11 protein-coding genes and 3 pseudogenes are annotated in these 16870 nt (G+C 57.4%); 3 read left to right on the top strand and 11 right to left on the bottom strand.

Annotated elements, in window-relative coordinates; all coding sequences use genetic code 11:
- Nucleotides 1-4 precede the first annotated feature (4 nt).
- Nucleotides 5-1222 carry a serine hydrolase gene (locus tag EOA16_RS15955; RefSeq protein WP_063169320.1) on the top strand — a complete coding sequence of 406 codons (1218 nt, stop codon included), beginning with the start codon at nucleotides 5-7 and terminating at the stop codon, nucleotides 1220-1222.
- A gap of 505 nt (nucleotides 1223-1727) precedes the next feature.
- Here EOA16_RS15955 and EOA16_RS15950 read toward each other — a convergent pair.
- Nucleotides 1728-2114 (bottom strand): annotated as a pseudogene (locus EOA16_RS15950) (transposase); the annotation flags it as partial.
- 269 nt (nucleotides 2115-2383) lie between these two features.
- Nucleotides 2384-4039 carry an MFS transporter gene (locus EOA16_RS15945; protein WP_063169321.1) on the bottom strand — a complete coding sequence of 552 codons (1656 nt, stop codon included), beginning with the start codon at nucleotides 4037-4039 and terminating at the stop codon, nucleotides 2384-2386.
- A 581-nt stretch (nucleotides 4040-4620) separates the two neighbouring features.
- On the opposite strand from EOA16_RS15945, the pseudogene EOA16_RS33185 reads away from it, so the two are divergent.
- Nucleotides 4621-4787: pseudogene (locus tag EOA16_RS33185) on the top strand (IS21 family transposase); the annotation flags it as partial.
- Between the two features lie 400 nt (nucleotides 4788-5187).
- On the opposite strand, the gene EOA16_RS33530 reads toward EOA16_RS33185, so the two are convergent.
- The 9 genes and pseudogenes from EOA16_RS33530 to EOA16_RS15905 all read right to left on the bottom strand — a co-directional run bounded on the left by EOA16_RS33530 (nucleotide 5188) and on the right by EOA16_RS15905 (nucleotide 15479).
- Nucleotides 5188-5394, bottom strand: coding sequence for an SDR family oxidoreductase (locus tag EOA16_RS33530; RefSeq protein ID WP_199489648.1), 207 nt, complete (start codon nucleotides 5392-5394; stop codon nucleotides 5188-5190).
- Nucleotides 5382-5663, bottom strand: a pseudogene (locus tag EOA16_RS33525) (SDR family NAD(P)-dependent oxidoreductase); the annotation flags it as partial. The gene EOA16_RS33530 and the pseudogene EOA16_RS33525, both read right to left, overlap by 13 nt.
- Nucleotides 5664-5690: 27 nt before the next feature.
- The gene (locus EOA16_RS33520; RefSeq protein WP_063169323.1) at nucleotides 5691-5888 is read right to left on the bottom strand and encodes an SDR family oxidoreductase; all 198 of its coding nucleotides are present in this window, start codon (nucleotides 5886-5888) and stop codon (nucleotides 5691-5693) included.
- A gap of 739 nt (nucleotides 5889-6627) precedes the next feature.
- Nucleotides 6628-7521, bottom strand: a complete 894-nt coding sequence (locus tag EOA16_RS15930; RefSeq protein ID WP_224570030.1) for a polysaccharide deacetylase — start codon at nucleotides 7519-7521, stop codon at nucleotides 6628-6630.
- Nucleotides 7522-7666: 145 nt separating this feature from the next.
- Nucleotides 7667-9070, bottom strand: coding sequence for an aspartate aminotransferase family protein (locus EOA16_RS15925; RefSeq protein WP_063169325.1), 1404 nt, complete (start codon nucleotides 9068-9070; stop codon nucleotides 7667-7669).
- Between the two features lie 13 nt (nucleotides 9071-9083).
- Nucleotides 9084-10562, bottom strand: coding sequence for an NAD-dependent succinate-semialdehyde dehydrogenase (locus tag EOA16_RS15920; protein ID WP_063169326.1), 1479 nt, complete (start codon nucleotides 10560-10562; stop codon nucleotides 9084-9086).
- 973 nt (nucleotides 10563-11535) lie between these two features.
- Nucleotides 11536-12714: a Xaa-Pro peptidase family protein gene (locus EOA16_RS15915; RefSeq protein ID WP_063169327.1), complete on the bottom strand. Its 1179-nt coding sequence runs from the start codon at nucleotides 12712-12714 to the stop codon at nucleotides 11536-11538.
- 401 nt (nucleotides 12715-13115) lie between these two features.
- Entirely contained in the window at nucleotides 13116-14264 is a 1149-nt protein-coding gene (locus EOA16_RS15910; RefSeq protein ID WP_063169328.1) for a M20 family metallopeptidase, read from the bottom strand.
- Nucleotides 14265-14300: 36 nt separating this feature from the next.
- Nucleotides 14301-15479: an aminotransferase class V-fold PLP-dependent enzyme gene (locus EOA16_RS15905; protein WP_063169329.1), complete on the bottom strand. Its 1179-nt coding sequence runs from the start codon at nucleotides 15477-15479 to the stop codon at nucleotides 14301-14303.
- An 844-nt stretch (nucleotides 15480-16323) separates the two neighbouring features.
- Here EOA16_RS15905 and EOA16_RS15900 point away from each other — a divergent pair.
- Nucleotides 16324-16791, top strand: a complete 468-nt coding sequence (locus EOA16_RS15900) for an Lrp/AsnC family transcriptional regulator (RefSeq protein ID WP_063169330.1) — start codon at nucleotides 16324-16326, stop codon at nucleotides 16789-16791.
- The last annotated feature ends 79 nt before the right edge of the window (nucleotides 16792-16870 follow it).

Here is a 16870-nt window from a genome sequence, read left to right as displayed (position 1 = left end):
ATGTATGACAGAATTCAAACAACGGCAAACCGTCGGTAACGCGTCGGAGAGCGTACTCGAATTCGACGGACAGCAATACCTGGACGGCCGTGCATCGGATCCTCGCGAATTTGGCTGGATGCGCGGTGCGCCGCCGCCGCCAGACAAGCGTGTAACATTCGAGAATGAAACTGTTTGGACCTTTCCTCAGCTTCGCTGGTCGCTATCGCATATGCGTGAGCTGCGGCCCACAGTCCAAGTGTGGCGAGGGCGGGGCGGACCGTCGCAGCTTGAGTGCAGCAACAGGTCTACCGAAATCGATGGGCTCACGTTCGTCGACATGGACGACCGCACCAACCGGTTCGAGGAGGCGCTATTCGACACCTACACCGACGGCATTTTGGTCCTGCATCGGGGGCGGATCATATACGAACGATACTTCGGCGCACTCGCGCCGCACGTACAACATTCGTGTCAGTCAATCACCAAATCGTATGCGGGCACCCTAGCCGCGGCGTTGGTGCATGAGGGCATTCTCGACGACAGGAAGACAATATCGCAGTTTGTGCCGGAATTACGAGGTACAGGGTGGGAAGATGCAACGCTCCGCCAAGTCATGGACATGCAAACTAACGTTGCTTTTACTGAAGATTACACAAGTGTAGACAAGTCATATAGATGCGAATACCTGCGTACCATACGAAAGGAAGGGGCGCACGGCAAATTTGTCTACAAAGGCGTCGATACCAATGTTATGGCTTGGGTTATGTCGCGCGCAACGGGCCGGTCGTTCGCACAACTGTTGGAGGAGCGCTTATGGTTGCCACTGGGCTGCGAAGAAGACGCCTATGTCGAGATCGACCCGACAAACGGTATGCCGAGGGCGCATAGCGGACTCAATGTGACGTTGCGCGACTTGGCGCGTTTCGGCGAGCTGATGCGATGTGAAGGCTCGTGTAATGGCAAGCAACTGGTTCCCGCGAGTGTTGTCTACGACCTTCAAGATCTCGACCACCCCGCCAAGCCGGACCTCCCATTCGGCTATACATACCGAAGCCAATGGTGGGTATCACACGACGAGCTTGATGCTATTGAAGGTCGGGGCCTTTACGGCCAGAACCTGTACATAGCGCCAAAGGCGGAGATGGTGATTGCGCGCTTCGGGTCGCACCCCGCTTGCGACCACATTGATCGGATTAGAAGGCCGCAGATGCAGGCATTGGGGAGGATGCTCCGCGCGTAACTTGATGCACTAGACGGTCACCGCGCTTGTTTAGGAATTTCCTGCAAATTCGCGGTTGAAGAACTGGGGCGCCTACGCCGAATTCCTGCGTTCGGCTAGGGGGCAATTGGCGCAAAAGGCCTGTAGACGCTGCTACGCTTATGAAGTAAATACCAGAAGCCTCGCTTCCCATATGCATAATGCAGACCGATCTGGCTCGCTTTTGCTGAGGAAACAATGATCACCGAACATTGCATATTGATTGGGGCCGTCGCGACTTTGTATTGCGAGAATGGAACCGGTGGACCTATTGTATTCTTGCATGGTGCCGCTTTCGGGCTTATCCGTCAGCTTGACCTGAAACAAAACCCAACCCAAACATCAACGAGACCCAGGATCAGACCGAAAAATGGCCGCCTTCAAATCGGAATGCTGGCCGGAATGAAATCGGAATGACTGGCCGGCTTCAAATCGGAATCGGTGGCCGGCTTCATCGGAATACGCAGGCAATGGTATCGGCATCAGTGGCAGCGCTCTTGCGCTGCTTCTGGACGGTGAGATCGGCGGTTACCTGGGAAAGCCGGGCGACCAGCGCCTTGAGCCGCTGCTGGGCCGCGCTCGGCGGCAGCGTCGGCTGCAGCCGTTTGACCTCGCTATAGCGGGCGATGACGGCGGCGTCGATCCTGTCGGTCTTCTCCAGGAAGCCCATCGCCTCGGCGAATCAGCGTACGCTCCTCGCATTGGCCATGCCGCAGGCTACTCCCAACTCCCACGACAGCAGGAAGGGAAGCCGTTCGTAGCCGCCACTGGCCTCCATGACGACGAGCTCGACACCATTGACCTAACACCAGGCAGCAAGCTCGGCTATGCCTGCCGCATCGTTGCGAAAGCGGCCCGCCGCTCCGCTCGGCACGACATGGGTATCGAGCCAGTCTTTCGAAACATCCACTCCACAGATAGTCTTGTTCACGGTAACCTGCCTTGTGCGTGCGATTGGAGCCAAGCGACTATTCGGTCGTACGTGACGAAGGCGAAGATCCCAGGCTCACCCACGGTTGTGGCCGGAGGGGTGTCGGGCGACTTCGCCTTGCTTCGAACCGGATGGCCATCCGGTTCGAGGCTCAGTCGCTTCCATCGCACAAAGTCCTCTGCGTGCAGATACAAGGGGTTAACCTCGAAGAGTCAGTGTCGGAGAAAATAACGTGCTGATTCATCGGACTTTAGGGCCGAGCTTGTTGGTCGCTCGATAAAAAGCATGATTTTAGGCGGAAGCTGTCCTGCATGCAATTTCAGCACTTGTTTACCCAATTCCTTGTCTGCTTCCGTGAGACGATGGTTCAGGCGAAGGTAGTCGGTCCAGGTCGGCGTGCGGAATGTCTCTATCCATTGCATAGGCTCCTGAAGGTTGCGCTGGAGAGTCCAATGACGAGCGCCGACGCGACTGTGCACATGCCGGCGCGCCCGCATGAGTTCCAGGAATGCTTCGCGATTTTCCTCGGGCACTAGGTACTCGACTTTGACCACGATGGGACCGCTTCTTGGCTTGAGATTGAGGGCGACTGCCGGTGCGTCGAAGTCCTCCAAAGCATCTGGATCGGATTCGCGGCGCTCGCGAAGGGGAAACAGGAGGCCCGTGGCGGCGACCAGCAGAAGGGCTCCAGCGGAGCCCTCCAGTGCCAAGGTCAGTGAATGGTTCTGGGCCACCGTGCCCCACACCCAACTGCCCGCTGCGATGCCGCCATCGATCAATGCATAGTAAATCGAGATGGTGCGCCCCACGACCCAGCGCGGGCTTGCCAGTTGCACGGTCACGCCGACCCCGGACCAGGCGGTGACCCAGCCCGCGCCACCCATGGCGAGTGCAATTGCCGCCACTGCAATCGAAGAAGTCAGCGCAAGCGAAAGGGAGCATGCCGCGCAGGCGACGCATGCGAGCGTCATCAGCCGCTCTTGTGACAAGCTCCGTCTGAACACGCTGTTCGAGATGCCGGCGAAGACGGCGCCTGTCCCGAATCCGGCCATGAGCGTGCCATAGGCGAGCGGTCCGCCTCCCAGCTGGTCGCGGACAACCAGCGGCAGCAGCGCGAGAATGGCGATGCTCGCCAGACCAAAGAGGGTTCCGCGAGTGATCGCCGTCTTAATCTCCGACGACATCGCCGTGAAGCGTAGCCCGTCATAGATCGCCGTCCTCATCGACTCACGTGGGAGAGGTGATGAGCGAACCATCCACTTGCAGCGCCATATGGTTACCAAAGGGACCAGATAGGTAAGACTGGTTACGGCGAAAGCCGTCATCAGCCCAAAAGAGGCAACTACTATGCCACCGAGCGCCGGGCCTACGGTCCGAACAGTGTTGAAGCCAACGGAGAGGAGCGTGACGGCGGCGGGAACGTCGCGTCGGTTCACCATATCGCCAACCGAGGCCTGCCAGGCTGGATCGTGGAGAGCGCCGCCGCATGCGATCAAGAAGCTGAAGCCGAGGATCATCCACGGATCGACAAAGCCCAGCACCACAAAAGCCGTCAGCATCGCAGATGCCAATACCATAAGGCACCGGCCGGCGAACATGACCCGGCGCCGGCTGAAATTATCAGCCAAGGCCCCGGCGAAGACGGATAAGATGAACGCTGGCAGGTTTGAAGAAGCCTGAACCAGCGCGACCATCAGATCGGAAGTCGAAATCGTAGCCATCAGCCAGCTGATGGCAACAGTCTGCATCAACCAGCCGAGCGAGCTGACCTGCGTGGCGAACCAGATTGAACGAAAGCTCGGATTTCTGAGGGGCGCAAATGCTCCTGGCGAATTTGGATCGGCGACTTGGTCCGCAAGACTGCTCATCAATCTAACTCTTGCCTATGAGCCAGTTTTACATTGCTCCGACAGCCAGCAGCCGCCCAACCCGTTGAAGGTCCGAATCGGCCAATGTGCGCAAATAGTTACAACGCCCGGCAGGAGATTGAACTCGCTGCCGGGCCGATGCGCCTTGGGAGGAGGCGTAGTTGGAACCTTTGTGAAGACTTGGAACCAGCCGCATCAGGCCAGCCTACACTTACAATATGAGGATCAGACCACTCCAGGATTTTAGTGCATTGAATGGGTACTCTTCCAGCAATCCTCGCCAACAAATGCAGGAGATCGGCGTCGAGCTCCTAAATCTGCATAATATCGGTGATTCGCGGGCGAGCAGTGCAGTGGGCACATTCTCCAAGCTAAACGCTGAACGGGCTTTTTGCTTCTCAAATCGCCATAACAGGGAGAGATGGGCAAATACTACTTCAATATGCTCCCAAGGACGCTGAGTTGACTGCAGCCTCAGCAGAGCTCTCCGCGTGCCTTTTTGCGGCTCCCCGCGGTGCTCGCGCCCGCCGCGCCTGCAAAGGCTTTCCTCAACAGTCGTTCAGTTCGAGCAGCCTTTGCCAACTCTGACTCAAAAGCTGCCCGACTGGATTGACGGCCTCAGCTTCTTCGGCGGGTCACTGAGGCGATCCGTCTGCTACAACCTGGTGTGGCCAAGGCGCTGTGGTTCGCGCCGACGCTGAACGCGACCGTTGCGACAATGACCGAGCAGTACGACACTGCCATATTGATCGCTGGGAAGCGCGCGAAGGGTAAATTCAACTTGCCCACCACCGCGATCAAATGTGCGCCGGGTAATGGCGCCGCTAACAGGATCGACCACCGGAACCGGTTACCGGCAGAGTCGGTCTGCATCCGGGAATTGCAGGGCCATCCTGTGTATAGGCTTAAATTGCGCTATTCTTCTCTACTGTGACAGGCGGGAGCCGCCGTCGACGGGGATCACTGCGCCCGAGACGTAGAACGCGTCGTCCGAAGCAGGAAGGCGATCACCGCCGCCTGCTCCTCCGGCGAGGAGACGCGCTCGAGCGGATTGGCGCGACCATCAGGCGTTGGTAGCTGCGTACGTGCAGCGCTCGAGTCATGTCGGTGGGGACCACGCCGGGCGCCACCGCATTCACGGTTATACCCTACAGGCCCTGCTCGCCGGCCTGCTGGAGCGTGAGATACGCGATCCCGGCCTTGGCCACCGAATAGCCTACCGTTCCGGGATAGCCCGTAAGCCCGAGGATCGAGCTGACATTAATGATCCGCCCGCCCGGCTGGCGCATCCGCGGCCGCAACTCGCGGGTCAGGCTGATGACTGCACGCAAGTTGATATCGATCAGCGGGAACAAAAGGCATCGTCAGTATCGGCGAGCGACTTCGAACCGCCAATGCCGGCATTGTTCACGAGGACGTCGAGCGTCTCGATCCTTGCGGCATCCAAGGCGGCCAGAACCCGCCCTGCGGCGTCGGGCATGGCCAGATCGCAGACGAGCGCCGTCTGGCCAAGGCCCGCAGCTGTGTCGTGCACTTTATCCAGAACATCCACTAGCAACACCCACGCCTCTTCCGAGCCAAGCCACGCCGCTGTTGCGGCACCGATCCCGCGCGCCGCGCCGGTGACGACGACAGTGTTTCTGACCGGAGCTTAGGCAAGGCTGCCTCCGTCGACCGTAAGCGCGGCGCCGATGGTGAAGCCCGCCGCATCGTCCAGCAGATAGCCGACAGCTGTCGCCACCTCGGACGGCAACCCCATTCGGCCCATCGGATGCGCAGCGATGATCTTCGTCCGGCGCTCGACCTGTGCCGCTTCTCCCCGGGCGAAGGCGACGCCGGCCTCGGCCAACGGCTGGCGATGGTTCCGGGGCAGACACAGTTTGCGCGGATATTTCTGCCGCGTGGTTCAGCGCCAGCGTGCGAGTCATCATCACAACCGCCGCCTTGGTCACCGAATAGATCGGCACGTCCTTCGAGGCCTGCAGACCAGCAGTCGAGCTGAAGAGCACCACCGATCCGCGGCCAAGCTCGCGCATCTGCGGGATGCAGCTTGCAGATTCGCCAAATGGCCCCGACGTTGAAGCTGAACATGGCTTCGTACCCTTCACGTCTATCAGCCGCTTCATCGCACCGTAATGCCAGCGGCCGCGACCAAGCCCTCAACCGGCCGGCCAAAGCTCTCGCGGGCGAGGTCGACCAGCCCTTCCAGCATCGCCGGATCGGTCACGTCGCAGACAACTCAACGGGCACCAGGACAGGCGGCCAGAGTTTGGTCCAGAGCCTCTTGCGACAGGTCAGCCAACACCAAATCCGCTCCACCCGCCGCCAGCAGTTTGGCACTGGCCGGGCCAAGCGCGCCACCCGCCGGTAATCAGCACCGTTTTTCCGGCAAAGGTCGTGTCAATCAAGATTGTAGTCCTCCTCCAAGATAAGAACTCCCACTGTACCCGCTCTGAAAGCGAATACCGGACAGCGGATGATCCGCGTCATTCCAAATCCATTGGTGACCGCCGCAACGGTCGAGGCGCAGGACGGCTTGCGCCGCCCCAAGAACACCGCACTCTACCGGCGTTCCTGTCTGAGAGTTTTCAGAGACATGAGGACGCACGCTCGGCGACCTGATGATGTGTGGCGAACCAAACGTCACCCTTTGCTTTGGCGCGTCGAATTAATTCTTCTACGATCCAGATCCGTGAGCGATATCCAATGACGTGTGGATGCAGAGTCAGCTGAAATAAATCGGCATCTTGATAGGCCCCTTCGAACTCCCGAATAAATACAGAAAGCACGTCGTCGACTGATAAATCTGGCCGTGAAGACCCATCGGGACTCATCCAAAGATAAGTGGCATCGTCTCGAATCCATTCGACCGGTATTTCAATCACTCCCGTGGGTTCCTCGTCTTCCAGCAGCTCATAGCAACTATCATCGGCCATAAGGGATGAGTCGTATGTCAATCCGGTTTCACGTATGATCCGTAGAGTTGCGTCGGAAAAATCCCAGGAAGGCGTTCGAATTCCCGTCGGGCGTTTGGAAGTGATTTTTTCAAGAGTGTCGGCACTCCTCATCATTAAAGAGCGCTCGCTCTCTGCGCTCAGTTCCGAGTTTAGCTCGTGTATCCAGCCGTGCATGCCAATTTCATGGCCTTCATCGACAACTGCGCGTTGCTCGTCTGGATACAACTGAGCGATCACAGCGGGAACGAAAAAACTCGCCGGAACGTCGTACTTTCTCAAGAGTTCCAAAGCCCGAGGCATCCCTCGTCGGCTCCCGTACTGACCCCAGGATAATCTGCTTAGCGATCGCCCTCCCCTGCGCAATTCGTTCGACTCATGATCGACGTCGAACGAGATGGCGAAGGCACAGCGTTTACCGCCGGGCCACATTGGTCTTAGTGCCTTGCCCGCTCTGACTTTGTTGATGCGCCGCCGCCAATGGCTTTCAGGCCATTCCCAGGGATTGAGTGCGGTCGAATTGGCCACCAGTTCCTCCTGAGCAGTGTCTGCATTGAATTCCGCCGAAAACTCAATGAGCGGAACGCGGCACCAGCTCAGCTGGCAGCCCCGCAAGCCGATCAGGCCGTCGCTTGAGTTTGCGCCTTGATTACGACAAGATGGCCCAACTCATTCAGATTTTCTCACTCTCGCGAACAAGCTCATCCATAACCGAGCGCACGGCGCTTTCTGCGATTGCAACAATCTCCTCCGCCTCAGCTTTGGTTGTAACCAGCGGCGGAGCAAAGCCCAAAATGTCCCCGTGCGGCATGGCCCGAGCGATAAGACCACGGTCACGGGCGGCCTTCGAGATTCGCGCACCTACCTTGAGCGCCGGATCGAAACGCTTCCGATTGTCGCGATCGGCAACGAACTCGATTGCGCCCATAAGACCGACGCCCCGCACTTCGCCGACGATCGGCAACTGCGCGAACCTCTCCTGCAACTGCGCCTGGAAAAACGCGCCGACGTCACGCGCATTGCCGGGGAGGTCTTCTTTCTCGACAATATCGAGGACCGCGTTGGCCGCGGCGGCGCCGATCGGATGACCAGAGTAGGTGTAGCCGTGCGAGAATGCCCCGACCTTGTCGGCTCCATCCTCCAGGACTTTATACACCTTCTCACCGACGATTGCCGCTGAAAGCGGGAAGTAGGCCGACGTCAAACCTTTAGCGATCGTGATGAGGTCTGGCTCGATGCCATAGTGCTGTGAGCCGAACATGGAACCGGTGCGGCCGAACCCTGTGATCACTTCATCGGCAATCAGCAGCACATCATGTTTTTTGAGGACCGTCTGTACCGCTTCCCAATAGCCTTCCGGCGGAGGCGTGATACCACCTGTGCCGAGGACGGGCTCGCCAATGAAGGCGCCGACGTTGTCCGGGCCGAGCCGCTCGATCAACTGATCAAGCTCGGCGGCGCGGCGAGCGGAGAATTCGCGCTCGGTTTCGCCCGGGGTTGCGCCCCAGTAATGATGTGGAACACCCGTGTGAACAATCTGCGGAAGTGGCAGGTCCATGTGGTCGTGATAAAAGCTCATGCCCGTCATCGAGCCCGACACGACGCTGCAGCCGTGATAGCCGCGTTCACGGGAGATGATCTTCTTTTTGGTCGGCTTGCCACGCAGGTTGTTGTAGTACCAAACAAGCTTGGCCTGGGTCTCGTTCGCATCCGAGCCGGACATGCCATAGAACACCTTGCTCATCTTGCCCGGCGCCATCTTCACAAGGCGATCGGAGAGGATCGCAAGCTCGTCGGTCGTGTGCGCCGCATAGGAGTGGTAATACGCCAAGCGATAGGCCTGACGCGAGATCGCATCGGCGACTTCCGTGCGGCCATACCCGACATTGACGCAGTATAGGCCGGCAAAGCCATCGATAAATTGGTTGCCATGCGCGTCCTGGATGCGGATCCCCTTCCCTGTCACCACGATCGTTGGGTCGCCGAGCTTGCCAGTGGCGAAATCTTTAAGCTGAGTGAAAGGATGCAAGACCGAGTTGCGGTCCTTTTCGGTGATCTCTTTGATGTTGATGGTCATTGAATGCTTCCTTTCAGGCCGCGATGTTGCCGATGCAGAGGTATTTGGGTTCGAGATATTCGATAAGACCGTGCCTTGAGCCCTCGCGACCAAGGCCGGATTGTTTCCAGCCGCCGAACGGAATGCCCGGCCCCGTAAATTTTGGAGTATTCACGGCAACCATGCCATATTCGAGCCGGTCGGAGAGCCGCATGGCTCGGTTGAGATCTTGGGTATAGACGTAGGCCGCAAGTCCCATCTCGGAATTGTTGGCTCGCGCGACCACCTCCCGTTCGTCGTCGAAGGGCAGGATTGCAGCGACAGGTCCAAACGTTTCGTCCTTCGCAATCACCATGTCATCGGTCACATTAGCAAGCACGGCCGGCGTGACGAAGTTCCCGCCAAGCGAATTGTGCTGTGCGCCTGCTACCATTCGAGCCCCGGCTGCTAGAGCCTCAGAAACCTGGTGCCTGCATTTGTCAGCACCAGACGTCTTTGTCATCGGACCGATGTCGACACCTGGCTCCAATCCGTGCCCGACCTTTAGTTTACTGGTGGCCTCGGCAAATTTTTCCGTAAAATGCTCGTAAATCTCTCGCTGCACATAAATCCGGTTTGCCGCGAGACAGTCCTGACCGGATGTCGCGAACTTGGCTGCCATGCAACCGGCGACCGCAGCGTTGATCGGCGCATCGCCGAAAAGGATGAAAGGAGCATTGCCGCCAAGTTCGAGCGAGACTTTCTTCACTGTCTTCGCGGATTGCTCGAGAAGGATTCTGCCGACCTCGGTGGAGCCCGTAAAAGAGAACGCACGCACGTGGGTATGCAACAACAGCCGTTTGGCAAGTGGCGGAGCTTCGCCCGTGATCACCTGAAACACGCCGGGCGGAATGCCAGCATCCCCGGCAAGGCGGGCAAGCGCGAGGGCCGACAGTGGCGTTTCGGGTGCCGGCTTTACAATCATTGTGCAGCCAGCGGCCAGTGCAGCTCCAGCCTTTCTGGTGATCATTGCCGCTGGGAAGTTCCATGGCGTAATGGCGACAGTCACCCCGATCGGCTGCAAATGCACGGCCAGCCTGCTTGCGGGGAGATGGCTGGGAATCGTTTCGCCGTAAGCCCGCTCCCCTTCCCCTGCAAACCAATCTAAAAAGCCGGCAGCGTATGAAACTTCGCCGCGGGCTTCAGCAATCGGTTTTCCTTGCTCGGCCGTTATGATGACAGCCAGGTCTTCGGCGCTCTCCCGCATGCCTGCCGCCCATTTCCGCAGATATGCACCACGCTGTAACGGAAGCATGTCGCGCCACTTGAGGAACGCTGCTCTTGCGCAATGGACCGCGTCGTCAACGTCGGCGTCTGCGCAAGCCGCAACTTGAGCGATCTCGTCACCGCTGGCAGGATCAAACACGGCAAGAGTATCTGATTTGGAGAGCCAGGCGCCGTTCAGATACGCATCACCACGCAAAAGGTCTGGCCGTTTGAGCCTGCGTAATGCCGTGATTGACGTACCCCTCATCTAAGACTCCAATGGTATGCTGATGCCTTTAGGTTATTGCTGCCACAGCGCCGATCGGCAGCGCAGTTGATGCCCCTTTAGCTGCATTCCTGCAAACAGCAGCCAATTCGCGTAGAATTGGACACGGCTCACAACTTCACTTGCCAGGAGGCTTAGCGACCGCGAGCGAAGGTCGCGCTGGTCGCCGGCGGCGCGGAAAGTAGTTGGTTCCAGCGCCGATCTCCCGATCCCGAGTTCCCGATCTGGCCTCGTGGCATTAAGTTCTCGACCGACACCGATCAGGCGCACTGACGCAGGCGCAACCGCCTCGAATCTTAGACGGAACTCGCCGCAAGGCTACTTTCGTCCGGCACTGTGCAGGGTGACCGCGACCGCTTCAGACACGATGGCATCGCGGACGACTTCATTCGGAAGGAGGTCTTGGGGTCCCGAAATTGAGGTCCCCGCGATAACCCAGACATTCACTTGGTGAAGTGGTGAAGTCGCACGAAACAGCAGAAAAGGATGAAGCGAGCCCCGGGCAAAAGGCGAGCTTCGCTGCCGAGCCATCTATCGGGAACAACGTGTGCTGATGTCGCGACGTGTTGCACGGACGGGGCGGACCATACTCGCGTTCCCACCGGCGCGCAGGGTTGGCAAGAGCCCGCTTCAGGCGCGCGTAAACTCGTCCTCAATGCTCCTCAAAAGCTAAGTCCTCTTGCGTCATCCGCGCATTTGTAGAATGGGGCAACGTTCACGCCGCGCTCGCGTCACAGGTGGCTCATTTCGGCCTACGGATCTTAATCTCCGCTGATGCAGAGAACTCATGTGCTAGGCGAGATTCTCCTGTCCCAGAGGTTGGGCATGCCGCACCTCTCAGACAGCGCCGTCCTTAAGCTAGATCCGTTCATCCGCTCGCCGCAGAAACAAATTTCAACCGGCTTCGAACGGACCCAGTGAGATCGCAAAACGATTTGGGTCACATCCAAATCACCTAGTCCACGACGATCAAGCGGCGATCAACATCTGCCAATCGCTCACCGCCCCTTTCGGTTACAATAAATGATTCAGAGATGGCGGCGCCGAACCCTTCGAGCCTAACCCCCGACTGAAAATGGAAGCACATTCCTGGTTGTAGGATGGTCTTGTCGCCCGCGCGAATACTAACCGTGCGTTCGCCCCATTCCGGCGGGAAGTTGAGTCCGATTGAATAGCCGGAGCGGCCTATCTTGATATACCCGTTCCGCTTGAGGATATCTTGCCACACCGCATTAAGCTCCTCAACGACGGTACCAGGCTTTGCCATCTCGAGCACAGCATCCCCGCCTTCCACTATAACCTCAGCAAGACGCGAGACCTCTGCGGGTGGCTTTCCGATGTGGACGGTGCGGCACAGCGGCGCACAGTAGCGGCGTCGGGTGGCGCCGAACTCCATGAGAACCAGGCCAGAGGTCGGCAAGGGCTCCTCGGTCCAACTGAGGTGCGGAGCGTTCGTTTGTTCGCTAGTCTGGATAAGAGGAGGACCGCTAGAGTCGCCATATTTACCGTCCACCCCTCGTGTCTGGGCCCGGTACACCTCCGCGACGACCTCATGTTGCGGCACTCCAGGCCTTAGGTTAGCGATTGCCGTCTGCATCGTATGCGTTGCAAGGTGGCCCGCTTCTCTCATGTAGACTAGTTCAAGGTCAGATTTTATAAGCCGTGCCCAATTGACTAATTCGCGGCTATCAGAGAATTTTGCATTCGGAAGGCCTTTGACGAGATGTTGATGTGCTCGGGCAGTATAGAAGTGGGCGTTAAGCTCGACACCGATTCGATCAGATCCCCAGCCGCGCGAATTGATAAGCTCGCAAAGATCGTCAAATGGATGTAATTCTGGATGTTGAAGTCTATGATCGGAAAATGAGCTTATATTTTCTCTAGGCAGATCCGTCGTTATATAAGCGGAATTTACATCGACGAAACGTCCGAACCAGAGGGGCATGTCCGACTGGAGATGCACTAAGACCACCTGAGGCACGTAGAACGAATAGCCGTCAAAGCCGGTAAGCCAATACATATTCGCGGGATCCTGGCAGATCAGCAAGTCCAGCCCCGCTCGCTCCATCCGCTGCTTCACGTCATGAACACGACGCCGAAACTCCTCGGGCGGAAATGGCTTCTCATATTTCATCTCGTCGAGTCCTTCAAAACAGGCATTCCTCGAACGGATCAGGCATTCGTCCTGTCCGCATACTTTCTCTTCGTATCACGTCACAAGAGGCTGTTTTCCCCGAGGATTTCTTCTTGTCGCGGAAAATCTGCATTTCCTAGGCACTTGCCGTACGTTATCCGCATATGAGCGCCAAATTTTCGGTGGCTCTGCGTCTCCGGTGGAAGATCATGCCCTCCCTATGGTGAAGACGCACTCTGCCTGTCGCAACAGAATTTCAAGCACGGGCGGCAAGATCTACGTGGGAAGCGCCGACGAGACCAGCGAAGATCGGGACGTTGCGGCCGCCACGCTCATGCAGCATCCGGGGCGTCCGCGGCCCAATGGACGGGGTTTGAGCACCCCCATCAGGCCGGCCACTCCTAATATGTGAGCATGATTCTCTGGTACAAATCAGCAGCCTTGGTCAGTTGATCGATTTCAACGAACTCGTTGTTCGTATGGGCTTGGGCAGTACGCCCGGGTCCGATAATCACACACGGGATCCCAGCCAATGACAGCTGATTTGCATCCGAGCCGCCGGTGGCTCCCTTCTGCTCTCCGGTCCCCGCGACGTGGGCACAAGCCGCTCCTGCGACTGCTGCAATTTTGCTCGACCCGGAACTGATTGGAGGCGGGTCTTCCAATGCGGGAAGCAATGACCGAACATTGATCTTGTCTTCGCCCTGGCGAAGGCCTTCCAGTATGCTTTCTACCTCCGCCAACGCGTCCTGCGGCCGCTCCCCGGGTATGAGACGCCGATCGACCCAGATACGGCATACCGGCGGTACAGTGGTAAGTTCCAAACCTCCTTCGATGAGGCTCACGGTCAGCTGTGATGACCCTACCAATGGGTGCTGCGCCCGAGACACAAGGGATCGATGGTGCTCATCAAGTGCCAATACCACCTTGGCCATGCCCGTGATCGCGTTCACTCCGAGATGAGGCTTCGACGTATGAGCCGGTACACCCTGAACCTCGATTTGCCAGCGGACAGAACCCATGTGAGCTACAACGAGCTCTAATTCGGTGGGTTCACCGACTACCGCACCCTCATAAGCGACACCGGAATCGGCTATAGCGCGGGCGCCAAGTTTGCGGTACTCTTCGTCAATGCTGGCTGCCACAACAACCGTGGCCCGGGGCTGCCGTTCACCAAGTGAGCTAAGCGCAATCAACATAGCTGCAAGTGAGCCTTTTGTGTCGCAGCTACCTCGCCCATATATTCGCCCGTCCCGTTGCTCACCCGAGAATGGATCTGATTCCCACCTATCGATAGGAACGGTATCCATATGAGCAATGAATAGAATACGCCTATCGGGTTCTTTCCCAGGTACCCAGGTCAGGAAATTCGAGCGACCATCGGCCACCTCCTGTATCCCGTAAGCCAGCTTCCGCTCCTTGCAAAAACCCTCGAGGAACTTGGCTACACCTTGCTCTCCACTACCTTTTGGCGACAGCGATGGATTGATGCTCTCGATCTTTATAAGATCTTGGAGAAGTCCGATAGTCTCGGCGCTCTGGGTCGACATGTACTCTCCTGTGTGCATGAACTAGCCGTGTCGCTCTTACTTCGACCAGCTCTTGGCCAGATTGATTACGCGATCGACTTCATCGGCGGTGTTGTAAAGATGCAGGGAAAACCGGAGCATGCCTCTGCGTATTGAGACGATTACCCCGTTCTTCGTGAAATGCTCGTGAAGCGACCGAATGCGGGCGTCGACTGGGCGCCCTTCAACAAGATCGCTGGAATCGCCAACGGCTACGATACTTCCAGTGTGAGCGCCTGGTGGCCCGCCGCAGACCGGAAGCCCGATATCTAAGAGACCAGTGGCCATACGTTTTGCGAGTGAGGTAACGCTCTGGTCGATCGCCTCGGTTCCGATATCAAGTAGCTGGCCCATTGATGCATATGCAGCCAACATGCCAGGGAAGTTGTAATGCCCGATATCAAAGCGGGGCGCGCCAGAGCGCAACTTTACAAAACTAGGTACCGGAGCTGATTCTGGCGCGTTTCCGAAATCTACGCTGAAGCGCGCAAGATAGGCCGGGCTCAGCCGATCGGCCCATTCTTTACGGCAATATAAAAAACCCGATCCATAAAGACCCATCAAACCCTTCACAGTGGACACTGCTACACCGTCTACGCCAAGTCGATTGACGTCGGTGTGGAGTATCCCAACAGATTGCGTCGCGTCCGCCAAAAGAAATGCACCGTAGTGCCTACAGGCTTCGGATATCTGCTCCATGACGGTCCGAAACCCCGGAACCATCGTCACCGTCGCCAAGGCAACAACGCGGGTATGAGAATCAATCGCCTTTACGAATGCATCAGGGGGAATTGAGCCGTTATCCGGCTCTACGACTCGCAACTCGACATTGTAGCGGTCTCTGATCTGAATCCATGGCAAGATATTATTTGCGTGTTCCAATTTTGGGCATAGAACGACGTTGTCTCCATCTCTCCAATCGATCGCATTAGCGATGATGTTGATGCCTTCCGATGCATTCTTGGTAATTGCAATTTCATCGTGATCTGAATTGATAAATTGTGCGAACCTAGCGCGAGTACGCTCGACGTGTTCGAGCATTCTTTCTTCGTCGTTTAGGCCATGCAGCCGATTGTTCAAATGAGGCTCGATTGAAGCCAATGTTGTGCTTGATATGAGGCCCTGGTTCGCGACATCCATGTAGATGGCGTTTGCTGTGGCTGGAAACTCCTTTCGGAGGATGTCCAAGGGAAGCATATGGCTTTCTCTCCTGGGAGTGCGGACGGCGGTTGAGCTACCTTGTTCAGGCGATCGTTCCGGCAAGGGTAAGAATGCCGCCAGACTGGTCTGCGCTGACCTGCCCATTTTACACGGTGCTCGTGCCGACTTTGGTCTAACATTCGGTCTCCCACGCCGCATTCCTGCGCCAAACCGCGATTCACGCAGAGATCGCGAGCCATTCTCGCGGATCACTGAAGCGTCTCGACGGAATGCAGCTGCAACAACTGCCTCACGAGAGATCAATTTGGGTAATTCTCAGACCGCGGATAGGGCTTCTTACCAGTGCTTGGAGCGACGTTAGCCTGACTGAGCCGACGACCTTCTCCTCCAGCCCCACACCCATGCGGATCATAGTTCACTCGCGGCCGACGCGCGAGGGCCGTAAGGCATCCGAAAGCCGGGGCCGGTTCATAGCCTGACTCTCATGGTCTCCGATTTATGCTGCAACGCCGACACCCTTGGTGATGTCGCTCCCTAACACGCTTGCCTCGAACTGATGCGAGCGTGCTGCAACTCATGTTTTCTGCGCCTGAGCAACGAGATCGGTAGGATCTTTTCGACCGGGGATCGCCCCCACCCGATCGAATCTGCCGTTCTTGCGCTGGCCCGCAACTGCTCACCAGCAACGCCCATCGATTCAGCGGCACCCCTCAGATAGTTATACTATGCCGGTATTGTGCGCAGATGGCGAAAGAAACGCCGATTTTCTGCGACTTGGACCGACTTTAGCGCCGAGAGGGCGTTTGGCACTTGCTACATTTTGGACGTACGGACTGGCGGCCTTGGCATTGGCCGATATCATCATGAGCAGAGATTGTGAATGGATCTGGATCGAATTGACCGGAAGATTCTCAACGTCGTGCAGCGCAACAATCGCCTTACGACAGAGGAATTGGGCGAACTTGCCGGACTATCGGCTACCGCTTGTCAGCGGAGATTAAAGCGACTTCGAGACGCTGGCGTCATCGAAGCGGACGTTGCCATAGTTTCACCGGAAGCCGTCGGTCGGCCCCTGCTCCTGCTGGTATCCATCACTCTCGAGCGCGATCGCGCCGATATCATCGATCGTTTCAAGCAGGCAATTCGGCGGACGCCTGAGATCATGAACGCTTACTACGTTACGGGTGAAGCGGATTTTATTATTACGGTCTCTGCTCAGGACATGGCCGAGTACGAGGCGTTTACCCGTCGTTTTTTTTACGAACATCTTGAAGTAAAGGGGTTCAAGACAATCGTTGTAATGGATCGGATCAAGGCGTCGTTTGCTCTGCCAATTGCTGAAGAGTAGCCTTCAAAAGAGCCCGCCCAGGCAACCACCACGCGCCTTCCGCGGGTCGCAGTTGTCCCGCACTTCTGAATGTCGGCTG

Source organism: Mesorhizobium sp. M7A.F.Ca.US.008.03.1.1 (genome assembly GCF_003997495.1).
GTDB lineage: Bacteria > Pseudomonadota > Alphaproteobacteria > Rhizobiales > Rhizobiaceae > Mesorhizobium.
The sequence above is the reverse complement of the archived record's forward strand: the minus strand, read 5'-3'. Positions and strand labels throughout refer to the sequence as shown.